The sequence below is a fragment of the Nitrospira moscoviensis genome, assembly GCF_001273775.1.
Lineage (GTDB): Bacteria > Nitrospirota > Nitrospiria > Nitrospirales > Nitrospiraceae > Nitrospira_D > Nitrospira_D moscoviensis.
Window position 1 is genome coordinate 2,533,133 of record NZ_CP011801.1, and the last position, 15,035, is coordinate 2,548,167.

Annotated in this window: 18 protein-coding genes; 4 read left to right on the top strand and 14 right to left on the bottom strand. The window is 63.8% G+C overall.

Going from position 1 to position 15,035, the window contains the following annotated elements:
* Positions 1-13: 13 nt before the first annotated feature.
* The 7 genes from NITMOv2_RS12420 to NITMOv2_RS12450 all read right to left on the bottom strand — a co-directional run bounded on the left by NITMOv2_RS12420 (position 14) and on the right by NITMOv2_RS12450 (position 8,681).
* Complete coding sequence (locus NITMOv2_RS12420; RefSeq protein WP_053380173.1) at positions 14-2,185, bottom strand: response regulator; 2,172 nt, start codon at positions 2,183-2,185, stop codon at positions 14-16.
* Positions 2,186-2,298: 113 nt separating this feature from the next.
* On the bottom strand, positions 2,299-3,303 hold the full coding sequence (locus NITMOv2_RS12425; protein ID WP_053380174.1) for an ATP-binding SpoIIE family protein phosphatase: 1,005 nt from the start codon (positions 3,301-3,303) through the stop codon (positions 2,299-2,301).
* A gap of 87 nt (positions 3,304-3,390) precedes the next feature.
* Complete coding sequence (locus NITMOv2_RS12430; RefSeq protein WP_053380175.1) at positions 3,391-3,795, bottom strand: anti-sigma regulatory factor; 405 nt, start codon at positions 3,793-3,795, stop codon at positions 3,391-3,393.
* Entirely contained in the window at positions 3,776-4,159 is a 384-nt protein-coding gene (locus NITMOv2_RS12435; RefSeq protein ID WP_053380176.1) for an STAS domain-containing protein, read from the bottom strand. The genes NITMOv2_RS12430 and NITMOv2_RS12435 overlap by 20 nt, the downstream gene beginning before the upstream one ends.
* Positions 4,160-4,292: 133 nt before the next feature.
* Complete coding sequence (locus tag NITMOv2_RS12440) at positions 4,293-5,147, bottom strand: STAS domain-containing protein (RefSeq protein WP_053380177.1); 855 nt, start codon at positions 5,145-5,147, stop codon at positions 4,293-4,295.
* A gap of 168 nt (positions 5,148-5,315) precedes the next feature.
* Complete coding sequence (locus NITMOv2_RS12445; protein ID WP_053380178.1) at positions 5,316-8,135, bottom strand: PAS domain-containing protein; 2,820 nt, start codon at positions 8,133-8,135, stop codon at positions 5,316-5,318.
* Positions 8,136-8,258: 123 nt separating this feature from the next.
* Complete coding sequence (locus tag NITMOv2_RS12450; protein WP_053380179.1) at positions 8,259-8,681, bottom strand: response regulator; 423 nt, start codon at positions 8,679-8,681, stop codon at positions 8,259-8,261.
* A 180-nt stretch (positions 8,682-8,861) separates the two neighbouring features.
* On the opposite strand from NITMOv2_RS12450, the gene NITMOv2_RS23940 reads away from it, so the two are divergent.
* From NITMOv2_RS23940 to NITMOv2_RS12460, 4 genes are all read left to right on the top strand, one after another.
* Positions 8,862-9,038 carry a hypothetical protein gene (locus tag NITMOv2_RS23940; protein WP_187299194.1) on the top strand — a complete coding sequence of 59 codons (177 nt, stop codon included), beginning with the start codon at positions 8,862-8,864 and terminating at the stop codon, positions 9,036-9,038.
* Positions 9,028-9,345 (top strand): type II toxin-antitoxin system PemK/MazF family toxin, encoded by a 318-nt coding sequence (locus NITMOv2_RS22775; RefSeq protein WP_083447978.1) that lies wholly within the window; start codon positions 9,028-9,030, stop codon positions 9,343-9,345. The genes NITMOv2_RS23940 and NITMOv2_RS22775 overlap by 11 nt, the downstream gene beginning before the upstream one ends.
* A 115-nt stretch (positions 9,346-9,460) precedes the next feature.
* Positions 9,461-9,688, top strand: coding sequence for a DUF433 domain-containing protein (locus NITMOv2_RS12455; RefSeq protein ID WP_053380180.1), 228 nt, complete (start codon positions 9,461-9,463; stop codon positions 9,686-9,688).
* A 2-nt stretch (positions 9,689-9,690) separates the two neighbouring features.
* Positions 9,691-9,987: a DUF5615 family PIN-like protein gene (locus NITMOv2_RS12460; RefSeq protein WP_238590347.1), complete on the top strand. Its 297-nt coding sequence runs from the start codon at positions 9,691-9,693 to the stop codon at positions 9,985-9,987.
* Between the two features lie 23 nt (positions 9,988-10,010).
* Here the strand turns inward: NITMOv2_RS12460 and NITMOv2_RS12465 are convergent, their stop codons facing one another.
* The 7 genes from NITMOv2_RS12465 to NITMOv2_RS12495 form a co-directional block, all read right to left on the bottom strand.
* Positions 10,011-10,397: a response regulator gene (locus tag NITMOv2_RS12465; RefSeq protein ID WP_053380182.1), complete on the bottom strand. Its 387-nt coding sequence runs from the start codon at positions 10,395-10,397 to the stop codon at positions 10,011-10,013.
* A 15-nt stretch (positions 10,398-10,412) separates the two neighbouring features.
* A complete protein-coding gene (locus tag NITMOv2_RS12470; RefSeq protein WP_238590348.1) occupies positions 10,413-10,862 on the bottom strand; it encodes a response regulator in 450 nt (149 codons plus the stop codon).
* 18 nt (positions 10,863-10,880) lie between these two features.
* Complete coding sequence (locus NITMOv2_RS12475) at positions 10,881-13,187, bottom strand: ATP-binding protein (protein ID WP_053380184.1); 2,307 nt, start codon at positions 13,185-13,187, stop codon at positions 10,881-10,883.
* Between the two features lie 14 nt (positions 13,188-13,201).
* Positions 13,202-13,843, bottom strand: coding sequence for a biliverdin-producing heme oxygenase (locus NITMOv2_RS12480; protein WP_053380185.1), 642 nt, complete (start codon positions 13,841-13,843; stop codon positions 13,202-13,204).
* 213 nt (positions 13,844-14,056) lie between these two features.
* Entirely contained in the window at positions 14,057-14,356 is a 300-nt protein-coding gene (locus NITMOv2_RS12485) for a DUF5985 family protein (protein ID WP_202967215.1), read from the bottom strand.
* Between the two features lie 10 nt (positions 14,357-14,366).
* Positions 14,367-14,624: a DUF5985 family protein gene (locus tag NITMOv2_RS12490; RefSeq protein ID WP_053380186.1), complete on the bottom strand. Its 258-nt coding sequence runs from the start codon at positions 14,622-14,624 to the stop codon at positions 14,367-14,369.
* A gap of 22 nt (positions 14,625-14,646) precedes the next feature.
* Positions 14,647-15,027: a hypothetical protein gene (locus tag NITMOv2_RS12495; protein ID WP_053380187.1), complete on the bottom strand. Its 381-nt coding sequence runs from the start codon at positions 15,025-15,027 to the stop codon at positions 14,647-14,649.
* Positions 15,028-15,035 lie beyond the last annotated feature (8 nt).

Here is a 15,035-nt window from a genome sequence, read left to right on the forward strand (position 1 = left end):
CCAAAACCGCACACTAGCTTTTCGCGGTCTGCATCCCGATCAACGCCTCCTCCAGCACCCGTCTGATCGCCGCCGCCGAGAGATCGTTCTTGCTCAGCACCGTGCGGGCGCGCGCGAGGCGAGCGTCCTGGTCCGGGATCGGCGCCAGCGAGGTCACCACCGCGACGGGAATGGCCGCCATCGTCTGATCGGCCTGCAGCTCCGCGAGCACCTGAAAGCCGTCGGCCCCCGGCATATTGAGATCCAGCACAATCAGCGCCGGCTTCAGCCGGCGCGCCAGCGCGAGCCCTTCTTCGCCGCCGGCCGCTTCGGCGACCACACAGCCCGTCCCGCCGAGATGGCGGCGCAGAATGTAGCGGTCCGCTTCCTGATCGTCGATGATGAGCACGAGCGGCGGGCCGTGAGCGGCGATCCGGGCGACGCCGGTCGCCCGTTCCAGCCGCTCCAACAGCCAGTCTCGACGCACGGGCTTGAGGCCGTAATCGTCGGCCCCGAGCGCCAGGCCTTTGCGTTGGTCTTCCACCGACGAGACGATGAACACCGGAATGCCCTTCGTCTCCTCCCGCCCCTTCAATTCGGCCAGCCACTGCCAGGCCGACTCGTCGGGCAGCAGAATGTCGAGCACGACGGCCGCCGGGCGGTGCCGCCGCAACTGTTCCCGGGCCTGGAGAATGCTGCCCGCCGGGATGATCTGGAAGACCGTGCGGCGCAAATATTTTTCATACAGCAGTCTCGTCTCCGGCTCGTCCTCCACCACCAGCACCGGGATACGGTCCGCCTCCGGCTCCACCACCGGCGGTTCGGACAGGTTGCCGTCATCTTCAGCGGCGGCCGCATAGGTCACGGGAATGACGGCGACGAACCTGGAGCCGGCGCCGAGGCGGCTGGTCACACGCACCGACCCGCCGAGCAGCTCCGCGAGCTTGCGGCAGAGCGGCAGCCCGAGTCCGGTGCCCTTCACCTTCCGCTGAATCGGATGGTCGATCTGGGAAAACTCCTCGAAGATGCGCTCTTGATCCGCTTCCGCGATCCCGATGCCCGTGTCCGCCACGGAAAACGCCACGGCGTGCCCGTCGTCGACCGACTCGGCGCGCACGCGCACCTCGCCCCGCTCCGTGAACTTGACGGCGTTCGAGATGAAGTTGCGGAGAATCTGCGAGACCTTGCCCTCGTCCGTCCGCATCGGCGGCAGCCCTTCGGCCTCCTCGAACACGAGGGCGACCTCGTTCGACACGAGCAGCGGACGGAGCATGCCGCGGAGCGCGCTGAACAGCGTCGCCACGTCGAACGGCGCCGGCCGCACCTCGATCTTGCCCGCTTCGATCTTGGCAAGATCCAGGAGGTCGTTCACCAGCTCCAGCAGGTCCTCGCCGCTTTTGCGGATGTAGCGGACTTGCTTCTCCTGCTCGGCCGTCAGCTCGCCGTCGGCGCGGTCCAGCAAGAGTTGGGATAGCGCCAGCACGGCGTTCAGCGGCGTGCGGAACTCGTGGCTCATGTTGGAGAGGAACCGCGATTTCATTTCATCGGCCCGGCGTAAATGGCCGGCCTTTTCGTCCAGCTCGGCGTAGAGCGCCACGACGCCGCGATTCGTGTCTTCCAATTCGCGGTTGAGCCGGACCAGCTCCTGCTGCCGCTCGTGCAGCTGCTCCAGCGCGTGCAGCAGCTCCTGGTTTTGCTGCCGCACTTCCTCGATGGGATTTTGCGGGACATGCGTCTCGATCTCCCGGCCGAGCCGTTCCACCGCCTTGGCGGTGAACAGAGCCGCGCGCTTCGGCAGGAGCTTGGCGAGCCGGATCGCCGGGCGGCCGCCGATCGGCTGCACCTCGCACTGATCCATTAGACGGCCCGCCGCCTGCAGCGCGACGGACCAATCCTCCGGCGGCGGGGGAGCCGCGGCCCGAGGCGCCGGGGATTTGGAGCCGGCCGGCTGTTTGCGGCCCTGGACCGGCTCCGCGATCCGCACGATGAGCACTTGCGGGACCGTCTCGCCCTCCAGGAGAAACTCGACCTGCGTCAGGGTCTTCTGATGCCGGAAGACGCGGACGATTTCCGAGACCGCGGTGGCGATGCGCGTCCGATCCTGCTCGTCGAACGAGAGCTCGGCGGCCACCCGTCGAGCCCGCTGCCGCGCCGTCACCACGTCGTCTTCGTACTTCACCGTCAGGCTGGTGATGAGATGAGGCATGGTCGATTATGGTCTGTCTCGTCTGCCTGGTCTGCCTGGTCTGTCTGGTCTGTCTGGTCCGGTCTTTCGACGAGATAGACAAAATAGACGAGATAGACCAGATAGACCGTTTGTCAGCCCTTCTCTTTGATCACCACCACCGTGGCATCGTCCCGGCCCCGCGTATGGTCGCGGTACAGCACGCCCGCCATGAGGCTGGGATCGCGCGCGAGCAGTCCCGGATACTGGTTCGCATCCCAATGCGTGCCGATCCCGTCGCTGTGCAGCACGAGGACGGACTGCGTGCGCCAGGGATGCGCAAATTCGGAGACCTTGCGGTGCTCATGGCCGAGGATGCCGTTATAGGACACCAGATGGCGCCGCTCGTCTCCGTTCAGTACCTGCGCGGCGATGTTGCCCACGCCCGCGAAGCGCACGACGCCGGCCGGCCCGTCCAGCACCGCGACGCCGAACGCCGCGCCCCGCGTCGGCCGCGCGGCCTCGTGGGCCGCCTGCACCAACTCGACCGGCCCCCGGCTCCCCTGCGCCGATCGGACCGCCTCGATGATCGACTGCGCGGCGGCCGACGCGAGCGGCCCATGCCCCAGCCCGTCGGCCACGGCGCAGACCCACCCGTCGGCGAACCAGCCCACGAACCAGCCGTCGCCGCAGACCGTCTCGCTCGGCTTCGGTTGCTGCACGACGCCGACGAGCTGGGCGTACGGCGTCGGGCTCCGCGTGCCGCGCGGCACGACCCGGGCGACGATCGCCGTCCCCTTCCCCGGCTGCGAATAGAGGTCGAACTCCGCAGCCGTCCGGAGCACGGCGCCCAGGCCGGTGCCGGGACTGCCGGCGGTGGAGTAGCCGTCGCCGAGCGCGCGCGCGACGTCGCCGATGCCCGGCCCCCGATCCAACGACAGCACTTCTACGCCTTCCTCGCCCGCGGCGCCGAGACGGCGCAGGAGCAATTCCCCGCCGCTCGCATGTTTGACCAGGTTGGTGGCCAGCTCGGTGACGACGAGCGCCAGGTCGCTCGCCGCCGTCTCATCCATGCCCGCTTCATGCGCCAGATTCGCCGCCGCCCGGCGGGCCGCGGCAGGCTGGCTCGCCTCTGTCACCTCGATCCGTAGTTGAGACATGCCTAAGTCTGATGTGGTGATTTCGTGATTTGGTGAAGTTTCGGAGTTCACTTCACTCAATCACCACATCACCACATCGTACTTTCTTCATTTCCATCTCACGATCATCACGGTCGTACCCTTGCCCGGTTCCGATCGGAGATCGAAGTCGTTGACCAAGCGCTTCGCCCCCCCGAGGCCCAGTCCCAGGCCGCCGCCGGTGGAAAACCCGTCTTTCATCGCCTGCTCGATGTCCGCGATGCCGGGTCCCCGATCGGCAAAGACGATCCGCACGCCGCGCCGCAGGCCGTCGTTGAAGGTTTCCAATTTCATCTCGCCGCCCCCGCCGTGCACGAGCGTGTTCCGCGCGAGCTCGCTCGCCGCCGTGACGAGTTTGGTCTGATCGACCAGGGACAGGCCTTGGGCGACCGCGCAGTCGCGGACCAGTTGCCGCGCCTTGATGATGTCGTCGACCGACTGGAGGGCGACCGACTCAGCGCGCAGGACGGCCATTGGTCGCGACCTTTCCGGCCGTCTTGAGCAGCGTCATGCCGGCGTCCACGTTCAGCGCCGTCCGGACGCCGGGCAACGCCATGCCCAGTTCGACCAGCGTGATCGCGACCGCCGGCCGCATGCCGACGACCACCGTTTCGGCGTCCAGCACCTTCGACATGGCGGCGATGTTGCCGATCATGCGGCCGATGAACGAATCGACCACCTCGACCGAAGAAATATCGAGCAGCACGCCCCGCGCCCGCTGCTTGACGATTTGTTCGGTCAATTCATCCTGCAGGGCCATCGCCACGCGGTCGTGCATGTCGACCTGAATGGTCACGAGCAGGTACGGGCCCATCTTCAAGATTGGAATGCGCTCCATCGTCGAACCTCTGTTAAGCCCCGTTTGTTTGGTTTATCTGGTTTGTTTGGTTTGTCTTGTTTGTTTGGTGCGTGCTTTCCGATCAACCAGACAAACGAGACAAACGTTCGGTCAACCAGACAAACCTCTCGCGTCACGCCGTGACGGCCTTCGTGACGCTCGCGCCGGTCCGCTGCAGCGCGACTTGAAACGCGTCGGCGAGCGTGGCTTTGGTGATGATGTCGTTCAGATTCACGCCCAGGTGCACGATGGTTTGGGCGATCTGCGGGCGGATGCCGCTGATGATGCAGTCGGCGCCCATCAACCGCGCGGCGGCCACCGTTTTCATCAGATGCTGGGCGACGAGCGTGTCAACGGTCGGCACGCCGGTGATGTCGATGATCGCCATGCGGGCGTTCGTCTCCACGATGCGCTGCAGCAGGCTTTCCATGACGACCTGCGTGCGGGCGCTGTCCAGCGTGCCGATCAACGGCAGCGCGAGGATGTCGTCCCAGAGCTGCACGACCGGCGTGGACAACTCCATCAATTCTTGTTGCTGCCGAAGAATCACCCCTTCGCGGCTCTGCTGATAGACCTCCGTCGTATAGAGGCCCAGGTTGTCCAACAAGACCGTCAGGTCCCACAGATCCTTGACCAACTGCTGCGCATCCTCCGCGCCCCGCTGCCGGATGGCGTCGAAGAGCGGCTGTTTGAGCGAAAACACGAAGGTGGCGGTTTCCGTGGGGTTGAAGCCCTGCTGCGCCCGCGACCGGGACACCTCGGCCAAAAACTCCTTGGCGGGCTTCCACACCGGAGCGGCGGTGTCCATCGTGTTCTGGATGGCCTCCGCAAAGAGGGTCAGGAATCGCCGGGACTGGTCACGGAGGTCCTGTTCCTTCAGCAGATCCCGCCGCAACGTGGCGGAGCTCAACTGGTAGGCGATCCATTCCTTCAGGATCTGATCCTCCCGCTGGCGAATATCCATGGCGATCGAAGTCTGCTGTTGCATGACAGTCCTCCCTCTCTGAGTAAATGTGATCTTAATGGGGGATCCCTCTCTGCCGAACCCGGTCCCACTGCGCAGTGAGCGCCGGGTGCCCACGCAGAAATTTCAAAGGGATGCGATAAGCTGCGGGATTGTAGAAGATTGCCGGTGGAGCCGCGCCTAGGAAGACCCCTAGTTTTGCGATCGTTGTGGAAATTGAAGGCTGAGTGTCGAGTTGCCGGAAGGGGCGCCTACCTGTTGCCTCAAGGGCAACAGGACGGCCGCCGTCGTACCCTTGCCCGGGGCCGATTGAATGTCGAACGAGCCGCCCATCGCGCGCATGCGCTCTTGGATACTGAAAAGCCCGAATTTGGAGGAGAGACCGCCGCTAGGTACAGCAGCAGCAGCAGCAGCAGCAGCAAGATCGAAGCCGGCGCCCTCATCACGCACCTCGATCCGTAGATATTGCTCGTCATAGTCCATGCTGACGGTGGCCTGGCCTGTGCCGGCATGTTTCCAGGAATTGATCAGCAGCTCACGCACCGACTGAAACAGGAGCACCGCTTGATCGTCGGGCAACTTCAGCCCCCTGCCGTCGCCATCCGGGACCAAGACCGTCACCGTGAGGTCGTGCTTCTTCATGGACTCGCCCAGCCACTTCAGGCCGGCGGCCAGCCCCTGGTCATGCAACACGGGCGGGCTCAGTTCCGCGACCAATGTGCGCGTATATTGGAGGGCCTCCGTCAGCACGTCGTCCACCTGTTTCATCAGGTCTACACAGGCCGGAAGCGGAAAGGCGAGGCGCTTGCCTTGTCCCAGTTTCATCTTCGCCAACACCAGCATCTGCTGCAAATGATCGTGCAGTTCCGTGGCGATCCGCTTGCGCTCCCGCTGCTCGGCGAGATTCAATTCCGTCGCCAGCGCGCGCAGCCGGTCCTGAGAGTGCGTCAGCTCCGCCGTCTTGTCGTTCACGGCCTGTTCGAGTTCGACGTTCCACCGCTGCAAGCGCTCCTGCGCCTCGCGCAGCGCCGCTTCAGTCCGCTTGCGCTCACTGATATCTCTCCACGTGATCATCCCGCCCACCAATCTGCCCTGCCGGTCCCGGATCGGACCCGCGTTGCACAATAGGATGAGTTTGCTTCCATCGGGGCGCGCCAACACCCATTCCTCATCGATGACGACCTCACCGTGCTTCGTCGCTCTGGTGAGCGGCAGATCCTCATTATGCGCAGGTGTGACGCCGTCCGCTTGAAAAATGCCCCATCGCTCGCTGTGCTGCTCGGCCGGAATCCCTTCGATGGCTTCGGCTGAACGTCCGGTCAACAGGCGACCGTAGTCGCTCACGTGGCGGATCGTGACATCCGGCGCGTCGGCGATCGTCAGCCCTTCGGGAATATATTGGAGAATCGCCTGGAGCAGCCGCCGGCCTTCTTCCGCCTCCGCTTCGGCCCGCTTGCGCTCCGTGATGTCCAGATTGACGCCGGTGAACCGTATCGGCTCCCCTACCTCGTTCCGCTCGATCCGGCCCAGCCCCGCCAGCCACCGAACGCCGCGACTGGGATGCAGGATGCGAAACTCCACATTGTAGTCCTGGCCGCCGTGTTGGAAAACCTCGCGACCGTACCGCTCCATCCGCTCGCGGTCATCGGGGTGCACCAGCGTGAGCCACTTCTCATAGCTCACCGGTTCATCCGCTGCCAATCCGTACAACGCGCGGTATTCCGGCGACACGAAGGCCGACGGGCCGGTCGTCATCTTCCAATCCCACACACCGGAACCGCTCGCCCGCTGCGCCAACGACAAACTCTCCGTCACTTGCTTCAATGCGTCCTCGGCCCGTTTGCGCTCGGTGATATCCAGCGACACGCCGCTGAACCGCACCGGCGCGCCGGCTTCGTCATAGATGAACCGGCCGTAGAGAGACAGCCACCGAGGCTCACTGCTTTGCGGCAGACAGACACGATGCTCGACGGCAAACGGCGTTCGGCCGCGTTTGGCCTCCTCGGCGGCGGCCAACACTCGATCTACATCGTCGGGGTGCACGCGGCTCCGCCATTGCTCTATCGTATGAGGCTCATCGCCCCCGCCATATCCCTGCAACGCCGCATGACGCCGGTTCCATATCGCCCGGCCGGTGCGCAGATCGACGTCCCAACTCCCCATGTCGGCGCCTTCCAGGGTGAGCCTCACCCGCTCCTCGCTCTCACGCAGCCGGTCTTCCGCCGCCTTGTGCTCGGTGATATCCTGCACCACGCCCGTCATGCGCACGGCCTTGCCGTCTTCATCGTAGAAAAACCGGCCCGTCGCGCTCATCCAGCACACGGTCCCGTCCGGATGGATGAAGCGGTACTCGTCCTCATAGTGCGTCTCGCGGCGGGTCATCAGGTCGTCCAGCTTCCGCCAGACGCGCCCGCGGTCGTCGGGATGCAGCACGTCGGTGAAGTCCTCGACTTTACCGCCGAAGCTTCCCGGCTTCATGCCGGCCAAACGTTCGTGGGCGCCGAACCAGTCGACTTGGCCGGTGAGGATGTCCCAATCCCAGATGCCGCAGTCCGCCGCCTCGGTCGCCTCACGAAGCTGCCGCTCCGTGCGTGTCAACTTCTGGATGAGCCGCCGGTTCTCCCGCTCCTGCTCGGCCAGCCGAACCAACGCCCCGACGGTGCTGACCAGTTCCTCTTCTTCCACCGGTTCGATGAGATAGGCGTCGGTTCCGCATTCCAATCCCTTGATTCGATCCGAAGCGGCGATGCGGACGGCGGAGGTGTGGAGGATCTTGATGTGCCGGGTCGCCGCGGCGCGCTTGAGCCGCCGGCAGACTTCGAAGCCGTCGATGTCGGGTAGATGGACGTCGAGCACGACCACGTCGGGCTGGGTCTCCGTCGCGACGGTCAGGGCTTCTTCGCCGGTGACCGCTTCAAGAACGCGGTAGCCCTTTCCGCCGAGCACCCTGCTCTTGACGTAGAGGGCGCCGGGATTGTCGTCGACAATCAAGACCGCCGCTATCTTGTCCATCTCCGAAATCGCGCCCCACCCGCCGGTAACACTGCGAGGAAAGGATGGAAAGTGTACTGCGCGGGCCAGTATAAGTAAACCCCATGAGCCAGGAACTAGGAAGCTCCCCAGGCTAAGGCCGTGTCATCCGGCCGGCATCGCGGGGAGCGCGCGCCGTTGGAGCGCCTCGCGAACGGCTTGATCCAGGCTCGCGGCGGTAATCTTCCCTTTGGCAAGATATTGACTGGCACCCAAAGACTTGGCGCCGTGTTGGAGTCCCGGCCAAGTCAACACCGACATCATGATGACGGGCCGCTTCGGCGGGCGCTTCTCGCCGATCAATTCGCGCAGGACGGCATAGCCCGACTGCTCGCGGCCCGACTCTTCCTTCAAGCGCAGGTCGAGCAACACGCAGTCGGGATTGAGGGATTCGGCAAGCGCCAGGCCGGCGGCGCGGTCGGGCGCTTCATGCACCTCGTAATCCGGCGAAGCCTGCTCAAGGTAACGCCGGTAGGTGTACCGGTCCGTCTCGCTGTCGTCGATGATCAAGATTTTGATGGATGGCATGGCTGACCTCACAGGCGGGATCACATTCTCATACAGGGAGCATGGGAGAATCGCCTACCCGTAAGAACCCGAGCAGGATCCCCTCACCTCGCTCTCCCCCACCCCACCGCCTCCCTGATCGTCCGGTCCAGCGCCGCCATGTCCGTTGCGCGACAGCGATAAAGCTGCTACCGTGTTGGCATGACACAGATTGCCAAGCAATTGGACCAAAAGCTGAGCACCTGGAGGCCGGAAGTGGCCGCTCAGGTCGAACAAATGGTGTCCGAGGTCATCGAATTGGCGGACACCGACACGCTGGACCTTCTGCCCTCCAAAACCGTCGTCCAAGAAGTGCTCGATACACTGGATGAAAGCTAAGCCGGGCGAAATCTGGCTGGCTGATCTCGGACTGAGTGCCAAACGCCGTTCTGTTCTCGTCGTTTCTCGTCACGATCCGGATGCCCCTCGCGCCCTCATTGTTTATGTTCCCTTGACGACTCAGCATCGCGGGAGCCGTTATGAGGTTCCTGTCGGCAGTCTTCCGTTCCTTGATGCCGCCTCGGTCGTGAACGTCCAAGGTATCGGCGCGATTGTCGAACCTCGATTGGAGCGGCGGCTTGGGATTCTCCCTACCGCGGTTCTTGCGCAGGTCCGAGACGCCATCCGCTTCGCGCTCGAACTATAGCCCTCACCGTTCCTCTTCCCTATGGGGAGAGGCGCCCCACCGCCGCCCTGATCGTCCGGTCCAGCGCCGCGGCCGGCGCTTGAAGTTTCAGTTTCGCTGCGTTACGCTTGCCCCCATGTCGTTAGAAGATCGCATTACGATCGATCCCGCCAAACGCGGCGGTAAGCCGTGCATACGAAATTTGCGTATCACCGTGTACGACGTCTTGGAGTATCTCGCCTCCGGCATGAGCGAGGCGGAAATCCTCGCGGACTTTCCCGATCTCACTTCAGAGGACATCCGAGCTTGCCTGACCTTCGCCGCTAACCGCGAGCGGAAGCTCGTTTCGCTGCCATCGCAGTGAAGTTGCTGTTCGATCAAAATCTTTCTCATCGGCTCGTGAAGGCCCTCTGCCATGATTACCCAGGCTCTGAACACGTTCGGAATATCGGCCTGGGTGAAGCCGCGGACGAAGCCGTCTGGCGCTACGCCGCTGAGAATGGCTTCATCCTGATCAGTAAAGATGCGGACTTTCATCAGAGAAGCTTTCTATTCGGCCATCCCCCGGAAATTGCTCAACCTCGCTTATCCAGCGGCGCCTCACACTTCGCCGTCCCGATGTCGCCAAATTTGCCGCCGATCCTGAAGGGTCCTTTCTCGTGATCGATTAGCGCGCGCTCACCAGCCTACCGTCCCACCGCCCGCCTGATCGTCTGGTCCAGCGCCGCCGCGTCGGTCCGGCCCTTGATCAGATAGCCGCTCGCATGGAGCATTTCGGCGCCGCGTTGGAGGGCATCGCCTCCCAGCGAGGTCAGCATCAACACCGGCACCTTCGGGGGCGGCTCGGGGCCGACCAGTTCGTACAGCACTTCGTAGCCGGACTCGCTCTGCAGCTTGAGGTCGAGCAACACGCAGTCGGGATGAATCGCCGCCGCCAGATCCAATCCGGTCTTGCCGTTCGCCGCTTCGTGCACTTCATAGTCGGCGGACGCCTGTTCGAGATAGCGGCGAAACGTGTACCGGTCCACTTCGTTGTCGTCGATAATGAGCACTTTGATCGGGCGTTCAGTCATGGCGCACGCTCTCTTTCACCGGACTTCCGCTCTGCCCCGGGGGGGTAACAACATGGCCTTCTCCCAATACTCGGTGAACGTGCGGAGCGCCGCTTCGAATTGCGAGAAGTTCACCGATTTGACCATGTAGCCGTTGGCGCCTTGCTCGTAGCAGTAGGTCACATCTTTCGGGCTGGACGACGTGCTGAAGACGACGACGGGGATCGACCGCAACAGCGGATCGCGTTTGATGTGGGCGAGCACTTCGCGCCCGTCCGTGCCGGGCAGGTTCAAGTCCAGCAAGATGACCGAGGGACGATTCTGTGCCGGCGCCGATGAGACGTCATGAGTGAGCCGATCCAAACAGGCCAGCACTTCCTCTCCGTCGCGGCACCGTATGAGCGCCGCCGCCGTGGCCCGGTTGAGCACGCGCGCGAGCGCGGTGAAATCTTCGTCGTTGTCTTCGACGACCAGAATGCGTTCCATGCGACGCGGTTCCATGCGTCACCTCTGCGCCGGAAGCGACAGAAAAAAGGTCGATCCCCGACCCGGTTCGGAATCGACCCACATGTATCCCCCGTGCCGCTCCAGAATTTTCTTCGCGATCGTCAAGCCGACCCCTGTGCCGCCCCCGTACTGATCGCGCGCATGCAGCCGGCGGAAAATCTGAAAGATGGTGTCGAAATGTTTCTTGGGAATGCCGATGCCGTTGTCCTTCACGTAGAGGATCACGTCGCCGTCACGCAGCTTTCTTCGGATCGATTCCGGCGCGCGGTCCGGCGCGGCGCTCCCGACCTCGATCCATTTCTCCGGCTTGTCGTTGTACTTCATGGCGTTGGTCATCAGATTGGCGAAGACTTCCTGCAGCATGACCGGATTCACCGACACGGGCGGAAGCGAGTCGGGCAAGCGGACCGCGACGCCCAGTTCCTGAAAGCGCGGCGTGAGCGACTGCGCCACCCGCTTGACCAGCGCCAGTAGATCCGTCGGCTCGGATTCCAACTCCTCCCGCCCCAGCCGGGAGTAATGCAGCAGCCCGTCGATGAGCTCGTCCATCCGCTCGGTCAGCTTCATCATCGTCTTCAGCTTGCCCTTGCCCTCCTCGTCGAGCTTGTCGCCGTAATCTTCCAGCACGAACCGGGCGTAGTTGTGGACGCCGCGGAGCGGCTCTTTCAGATCGTGCGAGGCGATGTAGGCGAAGGCGTCCAATTCGACGTTGCTGCGCGTCAGCTCCTCGTTGGCGCGGGCCAGCTCTTCGGCTTTGCGGAGGACCACGTCTACGATCGCGCGGCGCAAGTCGGCCGCCGCCACCAATTCGCTGTCGCGCCATGGTTTGGACACGCCTTTGACCGATTCTTTCCATAAGGCGAACGAGGTGCGCGGCATCAGCTGCGCCACGCCGTTGATCTGCGAGACATCGACCGGCTTCCGCGGATCGCCCGCCCAGTCGACCGTGCGCTCGACCTCCGGACGGAACCAGACGATGAAATGGGGCTTGTGCATGAACAGCCTCAGCGCCAGCAGCCCCGCCGCGTGAGCTTGATAGGCCGCCGCGGGCGGATAGAGCGACGGCAGCCGATCCGTCGCGAACTGGTCCTGCCCCATCGTCAGGGAGAGCCACTCGAACAGGTCGCGCAACCGGTCCTCCTCCGGCGCGTCGCCGAGCCGGTGCACATGGCCGTCGACGAACACCGCCGCGCCGGTGGCCCCGAAATACGACAACAGATTCGGCTGATGGCGCAGCAGGCCTTCCTGGAAATTGACGTGCTGAAGCATGGACTCCACCAGCTTGGCCTGCACGGTCTTCATCTCGCTAACGTACTCGCGGTCTTCCAACTCTTCCTTGGATGCCATGGTCAGCGACATCAAATGCGCCAGCACTTCCGCCGTGACGCGCGTCGGGTAGGCCACGTGTTTGGGCCCGCGATGGTGCATGCAGGAGATCAGTCCCCAGAGCTTGCCGTTTTTCAGCAGCGTCAAGACCATCGTGGACTGCACCCCCATGTTCTTGAGGTAGCCACTGTACATCACCGAGACGCTGCGCATGAGCGAATAGCTGAGGTCCAAGGGCTTCTCGGGTCGCTTCGCGGCGATCAGCGGAACCGGCTCGTAGCTCACATCGGGCAGATGGCTCACCCATTTTTTCGAAAAGAGCCGCCGCGCCGGCTCGGGAATATCCGTCGCGGGATAGTGCAGGCCGACGTAGCTGTCGAGCCCTTCCTCGCGATCCTCGGCCAGCACCCAGCCGCTGCTGTCGTCCAGAAACTTATAGGCCAGCACGCGGTCGTAGCCGGTGAACCGCCGGATGCGGGAGACGGCCAGATCGAAGAAGGCTTGCAGCGACTCGGTGCGTTGCAGCTCCGCGATGCTCGCCCGCACTTCGGTATACAGTTCTTGCAGCGAGACGGGGCCGTCGGGAGCGGCCGGCTCCAATTCCAGGATCAATTGGCCCTCGTCGTTGCGATGGACGAACACGTGCCACTCTTGCGTCCGACCGGCAGGCGGGGTGGTCAGGAGACAGACCGGCGGGCAGATCAGGGTCCGTTGGGTTGCCACGGCGTTGCGCAAGCGCCGCGTCTGCTCGCGGCCCAACACCCGTTCGACCGGCTGCCCCACGGCCGACTCCGGCGTGATACCCAGCCGTTCGTCGGCGTTCGCGCTGATCTGCGCCACGGTCCAGCTCGGCTCGTCCACCGCGATCAATACGCCGTGCGGCTGGATGGCCCCGCAAAACTGGATCTGCTCCTTGTCGCAGTTGCCGAGATCGACGTTCTGCGCCGTGATCATGCCGCCGCTCTTCTCCGTCTCCATCGCTCCTCCCGCAGTCAGCGTTGAGTCGGAACGCGTTGAGCATTGAGGTTCCGCTCAAGGCTTCGTGCGTCCAGCCATCGTTCGAAGCCCGTGAACGTCGCGCACGCCGCGTCGATGATGTCCCGCTCCTGCTGTTGGCTGTGCGCCACCTCCGCCAAGAGATCCAGGAAGGAAGCCCACATCGTCCGCACGTGGTCACCGTAGCTCTGGAAGAACCTCGTGCAGCGGCTTACCTCCGGCCCAAGCGATTGGCCGAGAAAGCGAAGGACCATCTGCCCGCCGAGCGTCGCGCCTTCGACGACATACAGCGCGCCGACGACCTGCGCCTCACCGGCGAGATTCGGCACCGCGGCGCACCGGGGCAGGGCCGCCAAGCCGACTTCCGTCTCCCCGAGCGCGATCAGATCCGCCGCGAGCCAGTGTGCTTTGCATCGGCGCGCGACTTCTTCGCGCAGGGCCCCGGCCGTCGCCAAGCGCATCGCCGCTTCCAGCGGCGCGTAAAAACCGTAGAACCGCCGGAGCAGCAGCCGGTAGTCCTGGAGGGTCAGCTGCGGATCGAGTAGAGGAAGGCGGGATTCCAACCTGTCATGGACGGACTTGGTCGCGGCCTTCAGCCGCCGATGTATGGTGGTGTCTTCTGAGGCGGCAATGGCCATCCAATCCCTCCCTCTCATGCAGCTGAAAAGATGTATATTGCAGGACCGGCATGCGGATAATGACCGGACAACAAGCCGGGAATCTACAAGCGAGTGAGGATAAACATGGGCATACGTGTCGTCGACTAGGGGGACCCCTAGTTCACCCAACTGCCGAACGTTGAGACGAGCTGTCAAGGCCGCGAATGGTGAGATTCAGATACCAGCCCGCACTCAGGCGCGTTGGAAGAGCGCCTTCCGGATGGATGCCCGGTTCTTGTCGATGATCGCCGCGATGATCACCACGTAGGAGAGAAGCCGGATGGCATAGATGAGGGGCTCGGACTCGGAGTCCACGAGATAGCTGGCAAGCAGGGCCCGCGTGAGAGCCGCCAAGGCGAACGAGCAGGCGAAGAAAACGAAGAAGCGATCCCCCGTCACCTTCCAATAGCGTAAAAAGAACGCCCCGACGACAAGGTCCCCCATCATGACGGCTCCGAGGAGGACTTCTTTCACGCTTTCTATTTCCATCATCGAACGAACCTCACTCCGCTTCGAACACCAGCCCGCGCAGCAGCACGCCGAGCGCCATCAGGGAGACGGCGTAGCGCATGACGCTGAAGTCGACCGCGGGATAGGCCAGCTTGTCCACCATCAGAAAGACGTTGTTCACGGTCGAGACGATGAAAAAGAGGCCGCTCCAGAACAACAGCCGGTAGCGGTTCCGCCCGTAGGCCTGCAAGAGCAACCAGGCGCAGAGGGCGGAGGTCAGCGCGCAGAGACCGTAGATGATCGAGGCCATGTGACTCCTCCCGATTCCTTGCTCACTCCTCCGAGGACAGCTTGAAGGCCCGCGCGAACCCTTCGATGCGGGTCCGCGCCTTCGCATGCACGAGATTCGACACGGGCACCAGGTGCTTCGTGTAGTAATAGGCGAGCCGGTCCACCATCTCGCGCAGATCGCCGGTCTCCGGCCGATAGCGATAGACCGCCTGCTTCGATTTCACCAGCAGCCCCTGCGCGCAGAGGCCCTCCAACACCGGGCGGCAGCTCTCCTCGGTGATATACAGCCGCTCCGCAACCTGCTTGCAGGCCCACCACGTGTCCGGGCTGGACCGCAGCAGGAGGACGGCTTCAAGCTGGGCGATGGAGTCGATCCGTTCGAGGATGAATCGGCCGACATCCGGTGGAATGACGGACTCCACGGTGCTCC

What these genes read in the sequence shown, in the direction of transcription:
- NITMOv2_RS12420 (WP_053380173.1), bottom strand. Translation starts at nt 2,185, where the DNA reads ATGCCTCATCTCATCACCAGCCTGACGGTGAAGTACGAAGACGACGTG.
- NITMOv2_RS12455 (WP_053380180.1), top strand. Translation starts at nt 9,461, where the DNA reads ATGTCGTTAGAAGATCGCATTACGATCGATCCCGCCAAACGCGGCGGT.
- NITMOv2_RS12440 (WP_053380177.1), bottom strand. Translation starts at nt 5,147, where the DNA reads ATGCAACAGCAGACTTCGATCGCCATGGATATTCGCCAGCGGGAGGAT.
- NITMOv2_RS12445 (WP_053380178.1), bottom strand. Translation starts at nt 8,135, where the DNA reads ATGGACAAGATAGCGGCGGTCTTGATTGTCGACGACAATCCCGGCGCC.
- NITMOv2_RS12480 (WP_053380185.1), bottom strand. Translation starts at nt 13,843, where the DNA reads ATGGCCATTGCCGCCTCAGAAGACACCACCATACATCGGCGGCTGAAG.
- NITMOv2_RS12475 (WP_053380184.1), bottom strand. Translation starts at nt 13,187, where the DNA reads ATGGAGACGGAGAAGAGCGGCGGCATGATCACGGCGCAGAACGTCGAT.
- NITMOv2_RS12450 (WP_053380179.1), bottom strand. Translation starts at nt 8,681, where the DNA reads ATGCCATCCATCAAAATCTTGATCATCGACGACAGCGAGACGGACCGG.
- NITMOv2_RS12465 (WP_053380182.1), bottom strand. Translation starts at nt 10,397, where the DNA reads ATGACTGAACGCCCGATCAAAGTGCTCATTATCGACGACAACGAAGTG.
- NITMOv2_RS12485 (WP_202967215.1), bottom strand. Translation starts at nt 14,356, where the DNA reads ATGATGGAAATAGAAAGCGTGAAAGAAGTCCTCCTCGGAGCCGTCATG.
- NITMOv2_RS22775 (WP_083447978.1), top strand. Translation starts at nt 9,028, where the DNA reads ATGAAAGCTAAGCCGGGCGAAATCTGGCTGGCTGATCTCGGACTGAGT.
- NITMOv2_RS12470 (WP_238590348.1), bottom strand. Translation starts at nt 10,862, where the DNA reads ATGGAACGCATTCTGGTCGTCGAAGACAACGACGAAGATTTCACCGCG.
- NITMOv2_RS12490 (WP_053380186.1), bottom strand. Translation starts at nt 14,624, where the DNA reads ATGGCCTCGATCATCTACGGTCTCTGCGCGCTGACCTCCGCCCTCTGC.
- NITMOv2_RS12435 (WP_053380176.1), bottom strand. Translation starts at nt 4,159, where the DNA reads ATGGAGCGCATTCCAATCTTGAAGATGGGCCCGTACCTGCTCGTGACC.
- NITMOv2_RS23940 (WP_187299194.1), top strand. Translation starts at nt 8,862, where the DNA reads ATGACACAGATTGCCAAGCAATTGGACCAAAAGCTGAGCACCTGGAGG.
- NITMOv2_RS12430 (WP_053380175.1), bottom strand. Translation starts at nt 3,795, where the DNA reads ATGGCCGTCCTGCGCGCTGAGTCGGTCGCCCTCCAGTCGGTCGACGAC.
- NITMOv2_RS12425 (WP_053380174.1), bottom strand. Translation starts at nt 3,303, where the DNA reads ATGTCTCAACTACGGATCGAGGTGACAGAGGCGAGCCAGCCTGCCGCG.